This window comes from Pseudomonas nitroreducens, from assembly GCF_014204515.1.
GTDB lineage: Bacteria > Pseudomonadota > Gammaproteobacteria > Pseudomonadales > Pseudomonadaceae > Pseudomonas > Pseudomonas nitritireducens_A.
The window spans coordinates 220,573-237,678 of record NZ_JACHLI010000004.1 but is presented as its reverse complement, the minus strand read 5'-3'; the positions used below and the strand labels follow the sequence as shown (position 1 = coordinate 237,678).

At 66.1% G+C, this 17,106-nt stretch carries 15 protein-coding genes; 7 read left to right on the top strand and 8 right to left on the bottom strand.

Annotation, left to right across the window (positions count from 1 at the left end; genetic code table 11):
• Positions 1 to 30: 30 nt before the first annotated feature.
• Together HNP46_RS07575 and ybaK are read right to left on the bottom strand one after the other, a co-directional pair.
• Positions 31 to 816 (bottom strand): PhzF family phenazine biosynthesis protein, encoded by a 786-nt coding sequence (locus HNP46_RS07575; RefSeq protein ID WP_184587386.1) that lies wholly within the window; start codon positions 814 to 816, stop codon positions 31 to 33.
• Between the two features lie 272 nt (positions 817 to 1,088).
• Positions 1,089 to 1,559: a Cys-tRNA(Pro) deacylase gene (gene ybaK / locus HNP46_RS07570; protein WP_184587384.1), complete on the bottom strand. Its 471-nt coding sequence runs from the start codon at positions 1,557 to 1,559 to the stop codon at positions 1,089 to 1,091.
• 172 nt (positions 1,560 to 1,731) lie between these two features.
• Between ybaK and glpK the strand changes: the two genes are divergently transcribed.
• From glpK to HNP46_RS07550, 4 genes are all read left to right on the top strand, one after another.
• Complete coding sequence (gene glpK, locus HNP46_RS07565) at positions 1,732 to 3,246, top strand: glycerol kinase GlpK (RefSeq protein WP_184587382.1); 1,515 nt, start codon at positions 1,732 to 1,734, stop codon at positions 3,244 to 3,246.
• 224 nt (positions 3,247 to 3,470) lie between these two features.
• The gene (locus HNP46_RS07560) at positions 3,471 to 4,226 is read left to right on the top strand and encodes a DeoR/GlpR family transcriptional regulator (protein WP_184587380.1); all 756 of its coding nucleotides are present in this window, start codon (positions 3,471 to 3,473) and stop codon (positions 4,224 to 4,226) included.
• A 151-nt stretch (positions 4,227 to 4,377) separates the two neighbouring features.
• Positions 4,378 to 5,919: a glycerol-3-phosphate dehydrogenase gene (glpD, locus tag HNP46_RS07555; RefSeq protein ID WP_184587378.1), complete on the top strand. Its 1,542-nt coding sequence runs from the start codon at positions 4,378 to 4,380 to the stop codon at positions 5,917 to 5,919.
• A gap of 91 nt (positions 5,920 to 6,010) precedes the next feature.
• Positions 6,011 to 6,337, top strand: coding sequence for a GlpM family protein (locus tag HNP46_RS07550; RefSeq protein ID WP_184587595.1), 327 nt, complete (start codon positions 6,011 to 6,013; stop codon positions 6,335 to 6,337).
• Position 6,338: 1 nt separating this feature from the next.
• Here the strand turns inward: HNP46_RS07550 and HNP46_RS07545 are convergent, their stop codons facing one another.
• The 5 genes from HNP46_RS07545 to HNP46_RS07525 form a co-directional block, all read right to left on the bottom strand.
• Entirely contained in the window at positions 6,339 to 7,424 is a 1,086-nt protein-coding gene (locus tag HNP46_RS07545) for a helix-turn-helix domain-containing protein (RefSeq protein ID WP_184587376.1), read from the bottom strand.
• A gap of 388 nt (positions 7,425 to 7,812) precedes the next feature.
• Positions 7,813 to 8,772, bottom strand: coding sequence for a PDR/VanB family oxidoreductase (locus tag HNP46_RS07540; protein WP_184587374.1), 960 nt, complete (start codon positions 8,770 to 8,772; stop codon positions 7,813 to 7,815).
• A 151-nt stretch (positions 8,773 to 8,923) separates the two neighbouring features.
• Positions 8,924 to 10,045 carry an aromatic ring-hydroxylating oxygenase subunit alpha gene (locus HNP46_RS07535; RefSeq protein ID WP_184587372.1) on the bottom strand — a complete coding sequence of 374 codons (1,122 nt, stop codon included), beginning with the start codon at positions 10,043 to 10,045 and terminating at the stop codon, positions 8,924 to 8,926.
• A gap of 156 nt (positions 10,046 to 10,201) precedes the next feature.
• Complete coding sequence (locus HNP46_RS07530; protein WP_311771798.1) at positions 10,202 to 11,839, bottom strand: BCCT family transporter; 1,638 nt, start codon at positions 11,837 to 11,839, stop codon at positions 10,202 to 10,204.
• 243 nt (positions 11,840 to 12,082) lie between these two features.
• Positions 12,083 to 13,168: a tartrate dehydrogenase gene (locus HNP46_RS07525; RefSeq protein ID WP_184587370.1), complete on the bottom strand. Its 1,086-nt coding sequence runs from the start codon at positions 13,166 to 13,168 to the stop codon at positions 12,083 to 12,085.
• Between the two features lie 99 nt (positions 13,169 to 13,267).
• Between HNP46_RS07525 and HNP46_RS07520 the strand changes: the two genes are divergently transcribed.
• The gene (locus HNP46_RS07520; RefSeq protein WP_184587368.1) at positions 13,268 to 14,182 is read left to right on the top strand and encodes a LysR substrate-binding domain-containing protein; all 915 of its coding nucleotides are present in this window, start codon (positions 13,268 to 13,270) and stop codon (positions 14,180 to 14,182) included.
• A gap of 203 nt (positions 14,183 to 14,385) precedes the next feature.
• On the opposite strand, the gene HNP46_RS07515 is transcribed toward HNP46_RS07520, so the two are convergent.
• On the bottom strand, positions 14,386 to 15,381 hold the full coding sequence (locus HNP46_RS07515) for an alpha/beta fold hydrolase (protein WP_184587366.1): 996 nt from the start codon (positions 15,379 to 15,381) through the stop codon (positions 14,386 to 14,388).
• Positions 15,382 to 15,575: 194 nt separating this feature from the next.
• Between HNP46_RS07515 and HNP46_RS07510 the strand changes: the two genes are divergently transcribed.
• Together HNP46_RS07510 and metR are read left to right on the top strand one after the other, a co-directional pair.
• Positions 15,576 to 16,019, top strand: a complete 444-nt coding sequence (locus tag HNP46_RS07510) for a CopD family copper resistance protein (protein WP_184587364.1) — start codon at positions 15,576 to 15,578, stop codon at positions 16,017 to 16,019.
• Between the two features lie 109 nt (positions 16,020 to 16,128).
• On the top strand, positions 16,129 to 17,049 hold the full coding sequence (gene metR / locus HNP46_RS07505; RefSeq protein ID WP_184587362.1) for a transcriptional regulator MetR: 921 nt from the start codon (positions 16,129 to 16,131) through the stop codon (positions 17,047 to 17,049).
• Positions 17,050 to 17,106: the final 57 nt, after the last annotated feature.

Genomic DNA, 17,106 nt, shown 5'->3' with positions numbered 1-17,106 from the left:
CCGGGGGACGGCAAGCCCCCCGGTCACAGATCAAACAACCAGCAGACGACCGCTGGCCACCAGGCGCGCATAGCCGGCGATGCTCACGCGCTCGCCTTCCAGACGGCACCACAGTTCGCCGCCGCGTGCCGAGGACTGGAATGCGCGCAGCTGCAGCTTGTTCAGGCGGCGCGACCAATAGGGAATCAGCACGCAGTGGGCGGCACCGGTCACCGGGTCTTCGTTGAGGCCGATCGCCGGGGCGAAGAAGCGTGAGACGAAGTCGTAGTCATCGCTGCGCGCCGTGACGATCACGCCCAGGTAAGGCAGGCGAGAGAGGGCGGCGAAATCCGGCTGGCAATCACGGACCGCCTGTTCCGACTCCAGCAACACCAGCAGGTGATTGGCGGTATTCAGCGCATCCACCACCTCGACGCCCAGCGCGTTCTGCAACTCCACCGTGGACCCCGACTCGCTCGGCGGCTGCGCCGGGAAGTTCAGCGCCAGCCGGCCATCCTCGCGGGTCACCCGCAGCGGGCCGGACAGCGAGTTCAGCTCCAGCACCTCGCCCGGCTCGTCGAACACCTCGAACAGCACATGGGCGCTGGCCAGGGTCGCGTGGCCGCACAGCGGCACCTCGGCGGTCGGAGTGAACCAGCGGATGCGCCAGCCCTCGGCTTCGCGCACCAGGAAGGCAGTCTCCGACAGGTTGTGCTCGGCGGCGATCTTCTGCATCAGCTCGTCGCTCAGCCAGGCGTCGAGGCGATAGACCATGGCCGGGTTGCCGGCGAAAGGACGGTCGGTGAAGGCGTCCACCTGGTGGAAGTCGAGCAGCATGGCAATCTCCTTGTCAGTGATGGCCGAGCATGACAGAAGCCGGCGAACGGTGAACCGTACAGTGGGGACCACACAGTCCCCCAAACCTTTACAAGATCAGGAGCCCCTCACCCTGACCCTCTCCCGCAAGCGGGAGAGGGGACCGTTCGGTGCAGGATGAAACCAAAGCGTCAGCCGGCACGATCTACCCCCTCTCCCCCTGGGAGAGGGCTGGGGTAAGGGCACAGGCCGGCACGCACTCATCAAGAGAACACAGATGCTCCTGAAAAAGCTCAACTGCGCCCGATAGGCGCAAACTTCGCCGCCGTCAGCCCGGCCAGCGTCTCGGCGCTCAACTCCACCTCCAGCCCACGTCGACCGGCGCTGACGTGGATGGTCGGGAAGCCCTGGGCGGATTCATCGATGAAGGTGCGCAGGCGCTTCTTCTGCCCCAGCGGGCTGATGCCACCGACCAGGTAACCGGTGGCACGCTGGGCGGCGTTGGGGTCGGCCATGTCGGCCTTCTTCACGCCCGCCGCATGGGCCAGCGCCTTGAGGTCCAGGGTGCCCACCACCGGCACCACCGCCACCAGCAGTTCGCCCTTCTCGCTGGCCGCCAGCAGCGTCTTGAACACCCGCGCCGGGTCGAGGTTGAGCTTTTCGGCGGCCTCCAGGCCGTAGGACGGCGCCTTGGGGTCGTGCTCGTAACTCAGCACATGGTGTTCGGCGCGGTTCTTCTTCAGCAGGTCGATGGCGGGGGTCATGATCGGCGGGCTTCTCGCGAGCGGCTTTCCAGCGCATAACAGTAAGCCAAGGCGTGCTGCACTGCACGGTGTTCGCTTCACCGACGCCAGCGAATCCCGTATGGTCTGCGCCATTGCTCTTCCGGCCTGCGTGGCCGGAGCTGCCGAACGGAATCCGCACAAGGCCGCCGCCATGACCGACCCGAAGAACAAGAAATACGTCGTCGCCCTCGACCAGGGCACCACCAGCTCGCGCGCCATCGTCTTCGACCACGACGCCAACGTGGTCAGCACGGCGCAGCGCGAGTTCGCGCAGATCTATCCGCAACCGGGCTGGGTCGAACACGACCCCATGGAAATCTGGGCGACCCAGAGCTCGACCCTGGTGGAAGCCCTGGCCCAGGCCAACATCGGCTTCGGCGAAGTGGCCGCCATCGGCATCACCAACCAGCGCGAGACCACCCTGGTGTGGGACAAGGCCACCGGCCGGCCGATCCACAACGCCATCGTCTGGCAGTGCCGGCGCAGCGCGGCGATCTGCGAGCAGCTCAAGCGTGACGGCCTGGAGCAGCACATCCGCGACACCACCGGGCTGGTCATCGACCCCTACTTCTCCGGCACCAAGCTCAAGTGGATCCTCGACCACGTAGACGGCGCCCGCGAGCGCGCCCAGCGCGGCGAACTGCTGTTCGGCACGGTCGACAGCTGGCTGATCTGGAAGCTCACCGAAGGCGAGGTGCACGTCACCGACTACACCAACGCCTCGCGCACCCTGATGTTCGATATCCACAGGCGCGACTGGGACGAACGCCTGCTCGCCGCGCTGGACGTGCCGCGTGCCATGCTGCCGCAGGTGCGCGCTTCCTCCGAGGTCTACGGCCACTGCAAGGTCGGCGGCCTGGGCATGCACCGCACGCCGATTGCCGGGATCGCCGGCGACCAGCAAGCCGCGCTGTTCGGCCAGATGTGCGTGGAGCCAGGCCAGGCGAAGAACACCTACGGCACCGGCTGCTTCCTGCTGATGAACACCGGCGACAAGGCCGTGAAATCCACCCACGGCCTGCTCACCACCATTGCCTGCGGCCCGCGCGGCGACGTGGCCTATGCGCTGGAAGGTGCGGTATTCAATGGCGGTTCAACCGTGCAGTGGCTGCGCGACGAGCTGAAAGTGATCAACGACGCCCACGACTCCGAGTACTTCGCCACCAAGGTGAAGGACAGCAACGGCGTCTACCTGGTGCCCGCCTTCACCGGCCTCGGCGCGCCCTACTGGGACCCGTATGCCCGTGGCGCGCTGTTCGGCCTGACCCGTGGGGTGAAGGCCGACCACCTGATCCGCGCCACCCTGGAATCCATCGCCTACCAGACCCGCGACGTGCTCGACGCCATGCAGCAGGACGCCGGCGAACCGCTGCGCGCCCTGCGCGTGGACGGCGGTGCGGTGGCCAACAACTTCCTCATGCAGTTCCAGGCCGACATCCTCGGCACCCCGGTGGAACGCCCGCAGATGCGCGAGACCACCGCGCTCGGCGCCGCCCTGCTGGCAGGCCTCGCCTGCGGCTTCTGGGGCAGCCTGGACGAGCTGAAGAACAAGGCGGTGATCGAACGGGTGTTCCAGCCGGCCTGTGACGAAGCCGAGCGCGCGCGGCTGTATGCAGGGTGGAAGAAGGCCGTGGAGCGTACCCGCGGCTGGGCGGCCGACGACTGAAAGTTGGGTGCCACATCACGCCCTCACCCCAGCCCTCTCCCAGAGGGAGAGGGAGCCGGCCACACCGGCTGATGCAACGGTGCCAGCCGGCACCGATCAGTCCCCTCTCCCTCTGGGAGAGGGTTAGGGTGAGGGAAAGCACCCGCGCCTAACCAACCCGGCATGACAGCGAGCCTCCGCTGCGGCATCCTTGCCCTCCCGGCCCGTCCGCACGAGCACAGCGCATGAACCTGCCACCCCGACAGCAAAGCATCCTCGACCTGGTCCGCGAGCGCGGCTACCTGAGCATCGAGGAACTCGCCCAGCAGTTCGCCGTGACTCCGCAGACCATCCGCCGCGACATCAACCAGCTCGCCGAACAGAACCTGCTGCGCCGCTACCACGGCGGCGCGGCGTGGGATTCCAGCGTCGAGAACACCGCCTACAACACCCGCGCCGACCAGATGCGCGACGAGAAGCAGCGCATCGCCGAAGCCATCGCCGCGCAGATTCCGGACAACGCCTCGCTGTTCATCAACATCGGCACCACCACCGAAGCGATTGCCCGCGCCCTGCTCGGCCACCAGAACCTCAAGGTCATCACCAACAACCTGCACGTCGCCGGCATCCTCGCCGGCAAGGACGACTTCGAAGTACTGATCGCCGGCGGCACCGTGCGCGGCGACGGCGGCGTGGTCGGGCAGGCGGCGGTGGACTTCATCGAACAGTTCCGCGTCGACTTCGCCGTGGTCGGCATCAGCGGCATCGACGAGGACGGCAGCCTGCTGGACTTCGACTACCAGGAAGTGCGCGTCTCCCGCGCCATCATCGACAACGCCCGGCAGGTGTTCCTCGCCGCCGACTCCAGCAAGTTCGGCCGCAACGCCGTGGTACGCCTGGGGCCGATTTCCCTGGTCAGCCGCATGTTCACCGACAGCCCACCGCCGGCTGCCGTGGTGCGCCTGATGCAGCAGCACAAGGTGCAGCTCGAACTGGTTTGAGCGAAATCTTCGATCGGCCCATTCACTTTCGAACATTCAGACGAACGCCTGCGCGAATTCGCGCCGAAGGCTGGTCATATTTCGTTCACTGGACTAGGATATTTTCGAAAACGAACATTCAAAGATTCACTTTCAACCCCAAGGCGGCCCCATGAACCCCACCAGCAAGCGCCACGCGCCCCTGGCCGAAGTCTATGACCTGGCTGTCGTCGGTGGCGGGATCAATGGCGCGGGCATCGCGGCGGACGCTGCCGGGCGCGGGCTGTCGGTGTTCCTTTGCGAACAGCACGACCTCGCCGCCCACACCTCCTCCGCCAGCAGCAAGCTGGTCCACGGCGGCCTGCGCTACCTGGAACACTACGAATTCCGCCTGGTCCGCGAAGCCCTCGCCGAGCGCGAAGTGCTGCTGGCCAAGGCCCCGCACATCGTCCACCCGCTGCGCTTCGTGCTGCCGCACCGCCCGCACCTGCGCCCGGCCTGGATGATCCGCGCCGGCCTGTTCCTCTATGACCACCTGGGCAAGCGCGAAAAACTGCCGGCCTCCCGTGGCGTGCGCTTCGGCCTGGACAGCCCGCTGAAAGCCGAGATCAGCCGCGGCTTCGAATACTCCGACTGCTCGGTGGACGACGCCCGCCTGGTCGTGGTCAACGCCATGGCCGCCCGCGAGCACGGCGCCCACGTGCACCCGCGCACCCGCTGCGTCAGCGCGCGGCGCAGCAAGGGGCTGTGGCACCTGCACCTCGAAAGGCGCGACGGCAGCCTCTATTCGATCCGCGCCCGCGTGCTGGTCAACGCCGCCGGCCCCTGGGTCGATCGTTTCCTGCGCGAAGAACTGCGGCAGAAACCGCCCTACGGCATCCGCCTGATCCAGGGCAGCCACCTGATCGTGCCGCGCCTCTACGAAGGCGAGCACGCGTACATCCTGCAGAACGAGGACCGGCGCATCGTCTTCGCCATCCCCTACCTGCGCCAGTTCACCCTGATCGGCACCACCGACCTCGAATACCAGGGCGACCCGGCAAAGATCAGCATCAGCGAGGCGGAAACCGACTACCTGCTCAACGTGGTCAACGCCCACTTCAAGCGCCAGATCAGCCGCCAGGACATCCTGCGCAGCTTCTCCGGCGTGCGTCCGCTGTGCGACGACGAGTCGGACGATCCGTCCGCCGTCACCCGCGACTACACCCTGGCGCTGGACAACACCCCCGGCGAAGCGCCGCTGCTCTCGGTGTTCGGCGGCAAGCTGACCACCTACCGCAAGCTCGCCGAGGCCGCGCTGGAACAACTGGCGCCGCACTTCAGCGGCGTGATGAAACCGCGCTGGACCGCCGACGCCCCGCTACCGGGCGGCGAAGCCATGACCACCGTGGAAGACCTGGCCATCCAGCTGATGGAGCGCCTGCGCCAGCTCGACCCCGCCCTCGCCCGCCGCTGGGCCAGCACCTACGGCAGCCGCATCTGGAAGCTGCTGGACGGCGCACACAACCTCAGCGAACTGGGCGAACACCTGGGCGCCGGGCTGTATGCGCGGGAAGTGGAATACCTGGTCCGCGAGGAATGGGCGCGCGATGCCGAAGACATCCTCTGGCGCCGCACCAAGCTCGGCCTGTTCCTCAATGCCCGGCAGAAGGAGCGCCTGGAGCAGTTCCTCGCCAGCGAAAGTCCGCTGGAGCCGAGCACGCAGGTTGCCTGAACGTCGCATTGGAGCCAGCAACCAGTCTCGCGGATAATCCCCAACGCCATCGACCCGATGGCGTCGCCGCATAGAGAGAGACGTGGACCTGATCCTCAAGGCAGCCCTCGGCGCCGGCGTGGTACTGATCCTCGCCGCGCTGTCGAAGACGCGCAATTACTACATCGCCGGCCTGGTGCCGCTGTTCCCCACCTTCGCCCTGATCGCCCACTACATCGTCGGCAAGAGCCGTTCGGTGGACGACCTGAAGACCACCATCGCCTTCGGCATGTGGTCGATCATTCCCTACTTCGTCTACCTCGCCGCGCTCTACCTGCTGGTGGATCGCCTGCGCCTGGAACTGTCGCTCGCGATGGCGGCGATGGCCTGGCTGGTGGCGGCGTCGTTGCTGGTATTCGTCTGGGTGCGCCTGCACTGAGTCAGGCGCGCGCCGCCAGCTGCATTTCCAGTTGTTCGATACGCGCCTGCAGGCGCTCACGCTCGGCGCGCTCGGCGCGGATGTCCTCGAAGACGCTGATCAGGTGATCGGGCAGGCCGTCATCGCGTCGGCGCTGCAGCGAAGTACGCACGCGGACCCAGACGTAGTCGCCATCGCGACGGCGCAGGCGCTTTTCCACCACGTAGCGGTCGAAGTGGCCGGCCAGCAGCTGGCGCAGCAGGTCGAGGTTGGTCGCCAGGTCGTCCGGGTGGGTGATGTCCTGGAAGGTCAGGGCGTAGAGCTCTTCGGCACGGTAGCCGAGCAGTTCGCAGAGGCTGCTGTTGACCCGCTGCCAGCCGCCATCGAGGCCAATGTAGGCCAGCGCGCCCCAGGTCAGCTCGAAGATCGCGCGGAAGCGCTCCTCGCTGTTGCGCAGTTGCTCCTCGGTGGCCATGCGCTCGGTGTTGTCCATGCTGATGCCGACCATCTTCAGCGGCCGGCCGACGGCATCGTTGACCACCGTGGCGCGCGAGGCGATCCAGCGCACGCTGCCGTCGGGCTGGACGATGCGGAAGTCGCACTCGCAACCCTTGCCGTCCGCCGCGGCGCCGTCATACATCGCCTGCACGGTGGCCAGGTCCTCCGCCGGCAGGTGGCTCCAGAAGTCCTGGTTGGAGCTGACGTGCCAGCCGTAGACCGCTTCAACGTTGGGCGAGTAGGTCACCTCGTCGCTGATCAGGTTCCATTCCCAGGTGACGATGCGCGCGCCCTCCTGGGCCAGCTTCATGCGCGTCTCGCTCTCCATGATCTCGGCGGTGTAGCGGCGGCGCAGGTCGGTCATCGGCAACTCGACGGGCTCGGCGTCCTGCACGCTGCGCAGGGCTTCCTCGCCGTAGCGCAGCCAGAGCCAGTTGACCTTGAGGAAGGCGGCCAGCTTGCGCAGGTTGTCGTAGTCGATCTCGCCACCCTTGGTCCACTTGTGCACCGCCGTGCGCGAAATCCCCAGCGCCGTGCCCACGGCCTGCAGCGTCAGCTTGTGGTGTTCGAGCAGTTCCTTGAGACGGAAGGCGAAGCTGTTTTCCAGCATGGGGGCGCGGTCCCTGGACGAAGTCGAGGGCCGCAGTATACACAGCTGTAAACCGATGGATGACAGCGGTGCCCTGTCGTAGGAGCAACTGTCTTTCTCTGACAGACCGTGCCTGGGATTCCCCTCTCCCTAACCCTCTGACTAGGCGTCCCCCCCATGAAGGGAGAGGGGACCGTTCGGTGCAGGTTGAAACGGTGGCGTCAGCCGGCACGGATAGCTCCCTCTCCCTTCAGGGAGAGGGCGAGAGAGAGGGCCGCCATTCGCGAAGGAGTTTCCCTTGTAGGAGCGGACTCTGTCCGCGCTGTTTTCGCCACCCCTCCGATTTACCAAGGAGCGCGGCCTACAGATCGCGGACGGAGTCCGCTCCTACGCCCGTCGGTCATTCAGCTCAGAGATCGATCACCAGCCGCTCGCCACGGGCGCGGGAGACGCAGAGCATCAGGGTCTGCTGCGATGCCTTCTCCTCGTCCGACAGGTACTGGTCGAAGTGTTCCACCTCGCCTTCGAGGATGCGTGTCTCGCAGGTGCCGCAGACACCCTCGCGGCACAGGCAGTCGACCTGCGCGGCCTTAACGTTCTCGATGGCCTGGATGATGCTCATGCCCTCCTCCACCCGCAGCTCGCGGCCGGAGCGGCCCAGCACCAGGGTGAAGGCGCCACCGCTGGCGGGAGCGGCGGCGAACTGTTCGAGGTGCACCCGCTCGCTGGCGATGCCGGCCTGCTTCGCGCCTTCGATCACCGCATCGATCAGCGGCTTGGGTCCGCAGACGTAGACGTGGTCCTGCGCTGCCAGGGAGGCGAACAGTCCAGCCAGGTCGAGGCGACGGTCTTCGCTGTCCACATAGAAACGCACCTTGTCCGCATGCGGACCGTCGGCCAGCTCGCCCTGGAACGCGCCATGCTCCGGGCTGCGGAAGGCGTAATGCAGTTCGTAGGGCACGGCGCCGCCTTGCAGCTCATGCAACTGCGACAGGAACGGCGTGATGCCGATACCGCCGGCGATCAGCACGTGGCGCCCGGCCCTGGGGTCGAGGGCGAAGAGGTTGTTCGGAGTGGAGATGGTCAGTTCGCTGCCGACCTCCACCTGCTGGTGCATGAAGGCGGAGCCGCCCTTGGACTGTTCTTCGAGACGCACGCCGATCTGGTAGCAGCTCAGGTCGCGCGGATCACTCATCAGCGAGTAGGCGTTGCTCAGGCCGTCGGCCATTTTCACGATGACATGGCTGCCACCGGTGAAGGCCGGCAGCGCCTGGCCGTCGGCGCGCGCCAGGGTAAAGCGCTTGATCTGCGGGGTTGCCTGCTCCACGGCGGTCACGCGCACGCAGAACATCTCGTAGGTATTGGCCATGGTTCACCTCGACTGCCATCTTGCGGGAGGTCCTGCCCCCCGCCTCCACCGGCGGCCAGCGGTCGCGGCGGAACTGTTGTTAGGGATGCCGCCCCGAACGGCTCGGGGCGGTCTTCACGCAAGTGCCGGCCGGGCCGGCAGCATCGGCGGGTCAGTCCAGGTGGGAGACCGCGATCAGGTTGTGGAAGTGGGCGATGCCGTGCTCGCTGATGCCGGTGCGTTGCTTGTCCACCATGATCCGGCCCTGGCCACGGTAGCCGCGGGACTTCAGGCCCTTCTGCACGCTCTCCACCAGGCGCAGGTCCTCCGGACGGAACACTTCGCGGTACCAGTCGATGAGCTTCTGCTGCTCCTCGGTGATGTCCTTGTTGAGGAAGTAGATGTCGTAGTGCTGCAGGGTCGTCTCGGCGTCCACCGGGAACTCGTAGATCACGGTCATGAAGTTGGCGCCCGGCGGCACGTTGAACATGGTGCAGGGCCAGGCCCAGTAGCCGGCGAAGGACGGATCGGTCACCGACTCGTCGACCTTGAAGGACTGCTCCGAGGACTTGGCGATGCCGTACTGCAGCGACCAGTTGCCGTGCAGGGTGTGGCCGTACTGGCCGACGTCCACCGAGTCGGCGAAGCTGGGGTGCGCCGGCCCGCAGTGGTAGCACTCCATGTAGTTGTCGACGATGGACTTCCAGTTGGCCGGGGTCTCGCTGACGAAGCGCGCCGCCAGGTGCAGGTCGTCGATCACCGCGCAGGCCTTGCGCATGCTCGCCTGCAGGCCCGGCAGCTGGTCTTCGACGCTGCCCGAGTTCGGGTCCATGTTGATGAAGATGAAGCCGGCGTATTCCTCGACCTTGAGCTGTACCAGGCTGAAGTCGCCCTTGTCGAAGGCCTCGACCTGATCGCAGTTGCGCACGTGGGTCAGCTCGCCGTCGAGCTTGAAGGTCCAGGCGTGGTACGGGCAGGTGATGACGTTCTTGGCAATCCCTGCGCTGCCTTCCAGCAACTGGTGGCCGCGGTGCGGGCAGACGTTGTAGAAGGCGCGCAGCACATCGTCGCGGCCACGGATGACGATGATGCTCTCGCCGATCACTTCGCGGACGATGTAGGCGTTCTTCTGCGCAACTTCGCTGCGATGGCCGAGGCAGATCCAGCTGTGGGCGAAGATCTTTTCCTTCTCATGCTCGAACACGGCATCGCTGGTGTAGAAGCTGGCCGGAATCGTGTAGGCGTTTTCATGATTGCTGCAGAAGTCGGCGGGCAGGCGTTCGAACTCGGTCATCAGATATCTCCAGGCTTTCGTTGACTCGCGCTGGGCGCGGCCATCGTTTGTTTGTTTGATTGCAACATTGGTTAACTGCAACCCGATGGTTAACAAAGCAGGCAAAAAAAAGCCTGCCGGTGGCGCCGCCCTCGGGACGGCGGCGCCACGCAGGATTCACTGGGCGAGGGCCACCTTTTTCGCAACCGGCGGCAGCGCTTCGGCGTCCGCAGCCTGCGCGGGCTGGCCTTCCAGCGCCATGGCGGCGGCTTCCTCCTCGATGCGGTAGGCGGGTATCGAGCCGTAGTCCTGCAGCATCCACTTGAAGAAGCCGTAGACCTTCACCAGCAGGATGACGGTGAACGGGATCGCGGTGAGCACCACGGCGGTCTTCATGGTCGACAGCGAGGCCTTGGCGAACAGCATGGCCAGCGGCACCAGGGTCAGGGTGATGGCCCAGAACAGGCGGTGGGTCGGCGTCGGATCGTCGCCTTCCTGCAGGTTGCGGGTGCTGGTGGCGGCCACGGCGTAGGCGGCGGCGTCCATGTGCGAGGCGCAGAACACCGCCATGATGAACAGGTACACGGCGAGGAACAGCTTGCCCACCGGCAGTCCCAGCAGCAGCGCTTCCACCGCGCTCTCGCCGCCCTGCTCGGTGAGGATCTTCGGCACGTCGATGGCGCCTGTGATGAACTGGTGCATGCTGTAGCTTTCCAGCGCACCGAAGAAGAACCAGCAGCCGACACTGCCGCCCAGCAGCAGGGCGAACACCACTTCCTTGATCTGCCGGCCACGGGACACTCGGGTCACGAACATGGCCACGCCCGGCGCATAGGACACCCACCAGAGCCAGTAGAACACCGTCCAGTTGCGGGTGAAGGCACCGTCGCCCGCCGGGTCGGTGAACAGGCTCATGTGCACGTAGTTCTGGATCATCAGGCCCAGGCCGTTGGCGGTGTTGTTGATGGTGAACTGGGTCGGGCCGACCAGCAGCACCACGGCAGCGAACACCAGGGCGCCGTAGCAGACGACCTTGCTGAGCTTCTGCAGGCCGCCGTCGATACCGATGTAGGAACTCAGGGAGAACAGCACGGCGATCATGCCGATCACCATCACCTGCACGGTGAAGGTGTCCGGCGTGCCGACCAGCCCGGAAAGGCCGCGGGTCAGGGTCGAGGCGGTGAGCGCCAGGGACACGGTGAGCGCGCCCATCATGGTCAGCAGGAAGATCAGGTCGACCACGCGGCCCACGGGGCCGGTGGCCTTGAAGCCGGTGACGGCTTCGACGACGGAGGCCAGGTTCAGGCCGCTCTTCTTGCGCACATGGAAGTGGTAGGCCATGGCCAGCGAAGCCAGCGCGTAGATCGACCAGGCGCTGATGCCCCAGTGGAAGAACGAATAGCCGACGCTGTACTCCAGGGCTTCACGGGACTGCGGGACGATGTTCAGGCCCGGCGACTGGTAGTAGTAGGCCCACTCCATCACGCCCCAGTAGAGGGTCGAGGAGCCCATGCCGGCGCAGATGAACATGAACACCCAGGTCGCGGTGGCGTACTCGGGCTTGCCGCTGCCCAGGCGGATGTTGCCGTACTTGCTGAAGGCGATGTACAGCACCGCCAGGGTGCTGCCGAAGATGATCAGCTGGACGGCGGTACCGAAGGAGCGGGTGGACAGTTCGAACAGCTGATTGGCGGCCTGTTCGGCCTGGGCCGGGAAGGCCGCGAGACCGATCACGGTGAGCAGCACCGCCACCAGGCTCATGGATATCAGGAATACATCGACCTTCTTGTTGTTCTGGGACAGCAGGCGGGACATCAGGCGTCTCCTGGGACGTTTTATTGTTGTTGTCACTCATCCGACGCAGACAGCGGATGGTGCAGCGTCACCAAGGTTGAATTCAGATTCATCAACCATTGGTTAACAAATATCTAATGGTTAACAGTCTGCGATGAAACGCCGCAGGGCGCAAGAGGCAGTTATCGCCCCGACGGCGCGCCTGGAAATGCCCGTAACCGCTCTGTCACGGGCATTCCGGCACGTTTATCGAATATGTAAGAATTATCCGCCCACGATCTCGGCAATTGCTGCACCGACCGCCTGGGTCGACAGTTTCCCGCCCATGTCCCGGGTGACGGCGCCTTCGGCGATCACCTGCTCGATGGCCTTGAGGATGTCGTCATGGGCGGCGCGGTAGCGCGCATCGCCCTGGCCGACGAAGTCGAGCATCAGTGCACCGGACCAGATCATGGCGATGGGGTTGGCGATGTTCTGGCCGAAGATGTCCGGCGCCGAACCGTGTACCGGCTCGAACAGCGAGGGGAACCTGCGCTCCGGGTTGAGGTTGGCGGACGGCGCGATGCCGATGGTGCCGGCGCAGGCCGGGCCGAGGTCGGAGAGGATGTCGCCGAACAGGTTGGAGGCCACCACCACGTCGAAGCGTTCCGGCTGCAGCACGAAGCGCGCACAGAGGATGTCGATGTGCTGCTTGTCCCAGGTGATGTCCGGGTAGCCGGCGGCCATGGCGGCGGTCCGCTCATCCCAGTAGGGCATGCTCACCGCCATGCCGTTGGACTTGGTGGCCGAGGTCAGGCGCTTGCGCTCGCGGGTCTGGGCCAGGTCGAAGGCGTACTTGAGGATGCGATCGACACCGCGACGGGTGAACACCGATTCCTGCAGCACGAACTCGTTCTCGGTGCCTTCGAACATGCGCCCGCCCAGGGACGAATATTCACCTTCGGTGTTTTCGCGGATCACCACGAAATCGATGTCGCCGGGCTTCTTGCCGGCCAGCGGACAGGGCACGCCAGGGAACAGGCGCACCGGGCGGATGTTCACGTACTGGTCGAACTCGCGGCGGAACTTCAGCAGCGAGCCCCACAGGGAGATGTGGTCGGGCACCTTGTCCGGCCAGCCGACGGCGCCGAAGTACAGCGCGTCGAAGCCCTGCAGCTGTTCGAACCAGTCGTCCGGCATCATCTTGCCGTGCTCCAGGTAGTAGTCGCAGCTGGCCCAGTCGAACTCCTGGAACTCCAGCTGCAGGCCATGCTTGCGGACGGCGGCCTGGACCACGCGCAGGCCTTCGGGCAGGACTTCCTGGCCGATGCCGTCTCCGGGAAGGGTGGCGATTCTGTAGGTCTTGCTCATGGTGCACCTCGCAGGTCGGGTGAGTGGCGGTGCGGGCCATGCTATAAGTCGTCAAAGCAAACATAATCCAGACGACTGTGGATTCTTGAAACACGAACCGTGAATAATCTGCCGAACCTGGAAGACCTGCGGGTCTTCGTCCATGTCACCCGCCGCTCCAGCTTCGCCGCGGCCGCCAGCGAGCTGGGCATGTCCGCCGCGTTCGTCAGCAAGCGCATCCGCCTCCTGGAGGAAGACCTCGGCGTGCGCCTGCTGCACCGCACCACCCGTCGGGTCTCGGTGAGCGAGGATGGCGAGCGCGTCTACCAGTGGGCGCTGCGCATTCTCGATTCGGTGCAGCGCATGGGCGACGACGTGTCCGCACTGCACCGCGAACCGAGCGGCCAGCTGCGCATCGCCAGCAGCCTGGGCCTGGGCCGGCGCTTCGTCGCCCCTGCCCTGTCGGAACTCGCCACGCGCCACCCGCAGCTGGACATCCGCCTGGATGTGCAGGATCGCCTGGTGGACCTGATCGGCGAAGGCTTCGACCTCGACGTACGGGTGGGCAACGAGATCGACCCGAACCTCATCGCCAAGCCGCTGGCCCGCAACCGCCGGCTGCTCTGCGCCGCGCCGGCCTACCTGGAGCAGCGCGGCACCCCGCGCACCCTGGCCGAGCTGGCCGGGCACGACTGCCTGGTGATCAAGGAGCGCGACCACCCCTTCGGCGTCTGGCAACTGCTTGGCCCCGATGGCGAGGAAGGCGTGAAGGTGACCGGCCGTCTGTCCTCCAACCATGGCGAGGTGGTGCACCAGTGGTGCATGGATGGACGCGGCATCCTGCTGCGTTCCTGGTGGGACGTGCAGGACAGCCTGGCGGACGGGCGCCTCGTGCAGGTGCTGCCGGAATACCAGCAGCCGGCGGACATCTGGGCGGTCTACGCCGCGCCGCTGGCCAGCTCGGCCAAGGTGCGGGTGGCGGTGGAGTTCCTCCGGCAGTACTTCGCCGAGCGCTACAGCCTGCCGGATCACTGAATCCTGCAGGCAGCGTAGGAGCGGACTCCGTCCGCGATTGACCTCCGGCGCGCTGCGAGCCTATCGCGGACGGAGTCCGCTCCTACCCAAGTGAAATGACCTTGCAGACCTATAGGAGCGAGCTTGCTCGCGAACCATCCCGACACCGGCCTGGCCGGCGAAATGTTCGCGAGCAAGCTCGCTCCTACAAAAAGCCCCACCGCTCAGAGCTGGGCGACGTGCCCGCCGCCCTGGTGCTCGCGCAGGTAGGGCAGCACCGCGCCCAGCAGCGGTTCCTTGAAATCCTCCTGGAAGCGGTGGGCCATGCCGGGAATCAGCTTGAGCACCGAGCCGCGGATATGCGCCGCCACGTGCACGCCGTGCATCACCGGCAGCAGCGGGTCGGCGGTACCGTGGACCACCAGGGTCGGCACGTTCAGGCGGTTGAGCAGGTCCACCCGGCTGGGCTCGGCGAGGATCGCCAGGATCTGCCGCTGCACGCCTTCGGGATTGAAGGCGCGATCGTAGGAGCGCGCCGCCTGCTGCAGCAGTTGCTGGCGGTCGTCACGCACTTCCGGGCTGCCGAGGGCGGCCAGCAGGTCGGCCTGCTGCTCGATGGCCTGCTCGCGGCTGGCCGCTTCGCGCCGGGCCAGCAGGCGCAACAGCGACTCGCTGGGCGCCGGCAGGCCCTGGGCGCCGGAACTGGTCATTACCAGGGTCAGGCTGATCACCCGCTGCGGAGCCAGGTCAGCCACGTGCTGGGCAATCATCCCACCCATGCTCGCGCCCAGCACATGGGCGCGCTCGACGTGCAGGGCGTCCAGCAGGTGCAGGGCATCACCGGCCATGTCGGTCAGGCTGTAGGGCGCGCTGACAGGCAGGCCAAGGCGATAACGAATCACTTCGTAGGTCAGGTTCCCGGTCGGCGTAGGAACCCGCCAGGCGGACAGGCCGACGTCGCGGTTGTCGTAGCGGATCACCCGGAAGCCCTGCTGGCAGAGCGCTTCGACCACCTCGTCCGGCCAGTGGATCAACTGGCCGCCCAGCCCCATGATCAGCAGCAGCGTCGGGTCCTGCGGACGGCCGATGCTCTGGTAGGCCAGGCGCACGTCGCCCAGGTCGACCAGCTCGGTCGGCACCCGCGCATCGCAACGATCGGCGGCAAAAGAGAGAGTGGGCAGTCCGCACAGAAGGGCGACCGCCAGCAGCAAAGCACGCATGAGTGAAAATCCGGAACGCAAAACCCCAGTGGAGCGCGATTCTGATGAATTTCCGTCGCGCGCTCTGCCACAGCTCGGTGACAGTTTGATGAAAGGCGCCGAGCGGTCACCGACGGCCCTTCCCATGATCCGGATCAAGGGCGCTCGCCCCAGGCACTGGCGAAGATAGGAAACCCCCGCTCGGAAGTTTCGCCATGGCCTACCCCATCCTGCTGGTGCTGCACCTGTTCGCCGCGATCCTGTTCGTCGGCACGGTGTTCTTCGAGGTGCTGATCCTGGACAGCATTCACCGCCACGTCCCGGCGCGGGCGATGAAAATGGTCGAGGGCGCGCTGGGCCGGCGCCTGCGCCGGGTCATGCCCTGGGTGATCCTGACCCTGTTCGGCAGCGGCCTGGGCCTGCTGCACCTGCGCTACGCGCCGCTGCTGGCTGACCCGCTGGCCTCACCCTTCGCCACGCTGCTCAGCCTCAAGCTGCTGCTGGCCAGCAGTGTCCTCGGGCATTTCCTCTTCGCCATGTATTCATTCCGCGCAGGACGCATGACCCGCCAACGCTCCCGCCGCATCCACTACAGCGTGTTCGCCCACGTGGTGCTGATCGTCCTGCTGGCCAAGGGCATGTTCTACCTGAGCTGGTGAGGCCGACGAAAGTGCGCTGGTGAAGCGCCAGCCGCCGGCTTATCATGAGTACAACTCAATTGATCCGCCGTTTTATCAAGATTTCCTCATAGTGAGGCGAGGCCGCGCCATGCTTGAACTCCGACACCTGAAAACCCTGCATGCCCTGCGCGAAGCCGACAGCCTGGTAGAAGCTGCCGAGCGCCTGCACCTCACCCAGTCCGCCCTGTCCCACCAGTTCAAGGAGCTGGAGGAACGCCTCGGCCTTTCCCTGTTCATCCGCAAGACCAAGCCGGTGCGCTTCACCAGCGCCGGTCTGCGCCTGCTGCAGCTGGCCGACGCCGTGCTGCCGCAGCTGCGCGGCGCCGAGCGCGACCTGGCGCGCCTGGCCGGCGGCACCGCCGGCCGCCTGCACATGGCCATCGAATGCCACAGCTGCTTCCAGTGGCTGATGCCGACCATCGACCAGTTCCGCGACGCCTGGCCGGAAGTGGAGCTGGACCTCGCCTCCGGCTTCTCCTTCGCCCCGCTGCCGGCGCTGGCCCGCGGCGACCTGGACCTGGTGGTGACCTCCGACCCGGTGGAGATCGCCGGCATCACCTACGTGCCGCTGTTCACCTACGAGGCGCTGCTGGCGGTGGACAACCACCACGCACTGGCCGGCAAGTCCTTCATCACCCCGGAAGACCTGGCCAACCTGACGCTGATCACCTACCCCATCGAGCGCGACCGTCTGGACATCTTCACCCGCTTCCTCGAGCCCGCCGACGTGGAACCGGCCCAGGTGCGCACCTCGGAACTGACGGTGATGATGATGCAACTGGTGGCATCCGGGCGCGGCGTCTGCAGCCTGCCCAACTGGGCGCTGCACGAGTACAGCTCGCGCGGCTACGTGACCGCCAAGCGCCTGGGCGAGAAGGGCCTGTACTGCACCCTGTACGCCGCCATCCGCGCGGACATGCTGGATGCACCGTTCATGCGCGATTTCCTGCTGACGGCCAAGGACACCTCCTTCGCCACCCTGGAAGGGGTCAGCGCGGCCAAGGGCTGACAGCCAGTTACCTTCCCCACCCGCTGACTGAGGAATTCTTCGTCAGCAGCTCGATCC

Coding starts and splice junctions, on each gene's coding strand:
- HNP46_RS07535 (WP_184587372.1), bottom strand. CDS start 10,045: ATGACCGAGTTCGAACGCCTGCCCGCCGACTTCTGCAGCAATCATGAA.
- HNP46_RS07540 (WP_184587374.1), bottom strand. CDS start 8,772: ATGGCCAATACCTACGAGATGTTCTGCGTGCGCGTGACCGCCGTGGAG.
- HNP46_RS07575 (WP_184587386.1), bottom strand. CDS start 816: ATGCTGCTCGACTTCCACCAGGTGGACGCCTTCACCGACCGTCCTTTC.
- HNP46_RS07545 (WP_184587376.1), bottom strand. CDS start 7,424: ATGCTGGAAAACAGCTTCGCCTTCCGTCTCAAGGAACTGCTCGAACAC.
- glpK (WP_184587382.1), top strand. CDS start 1,732: ATGACCGACCCGAAGAACAAGAAATACGTCGTCGCCCTCGACCAGGGC.
- HNP46_RS07515 (WP_184587366.1), bottom strand. CDS start 15,381: ATGCGTGCTTTGCTGCTGGCGGTCGCCCTTCTGTGCGGACTGCCCACT.
- HNP46_RS07510 (WP_184587364.1), top strand. CDS start 15,576: ATGGCCTACCCCATCCTGCTGGTGCTGCACCTGTTCGCCGCGATCCTG.
- HNP46_RS07530 (WP_311771798.1), bottom strand. CDS start 11,839: ATGTCCCGCCTGCTGTCCCAGAACAACAAGAAGGTCGATGTATTCCTG.
- ybaK (WP_184587384.1), bottom strand. CDS start 1,559: ATGACCCCCGCCATCGACCTGCTGAAGAAGAACCGCGCCGAACACCAT.
- HNP46_RS07560 (WP_184587380.1), top strand. CDS start 3,471: ATGAACCTGCCACCCCGACAGCAAAGCATCCTCGACCTGGTCCGCGAG.
- glpD (WP_184587378.1), top strand. CDS start 4,378: ATGAACCCCACCAGCAAGCGCCACGCGCCCCTGGCCGAAGTCTATGAC.
- HNP46_RS07525 (WP_184587370.1), bottom strand. CDS start 13,168: ATGAGCAAGACCTACAGAATCGCCACCCTTCCCGGAGACGGCATCGGC.
- metR (WP_184587362.1), top strand. CDS start 16,129: ATGCTTGAACTCCGACACCTGAAAACCCTGCATGCCCTGCGCGAAGCC.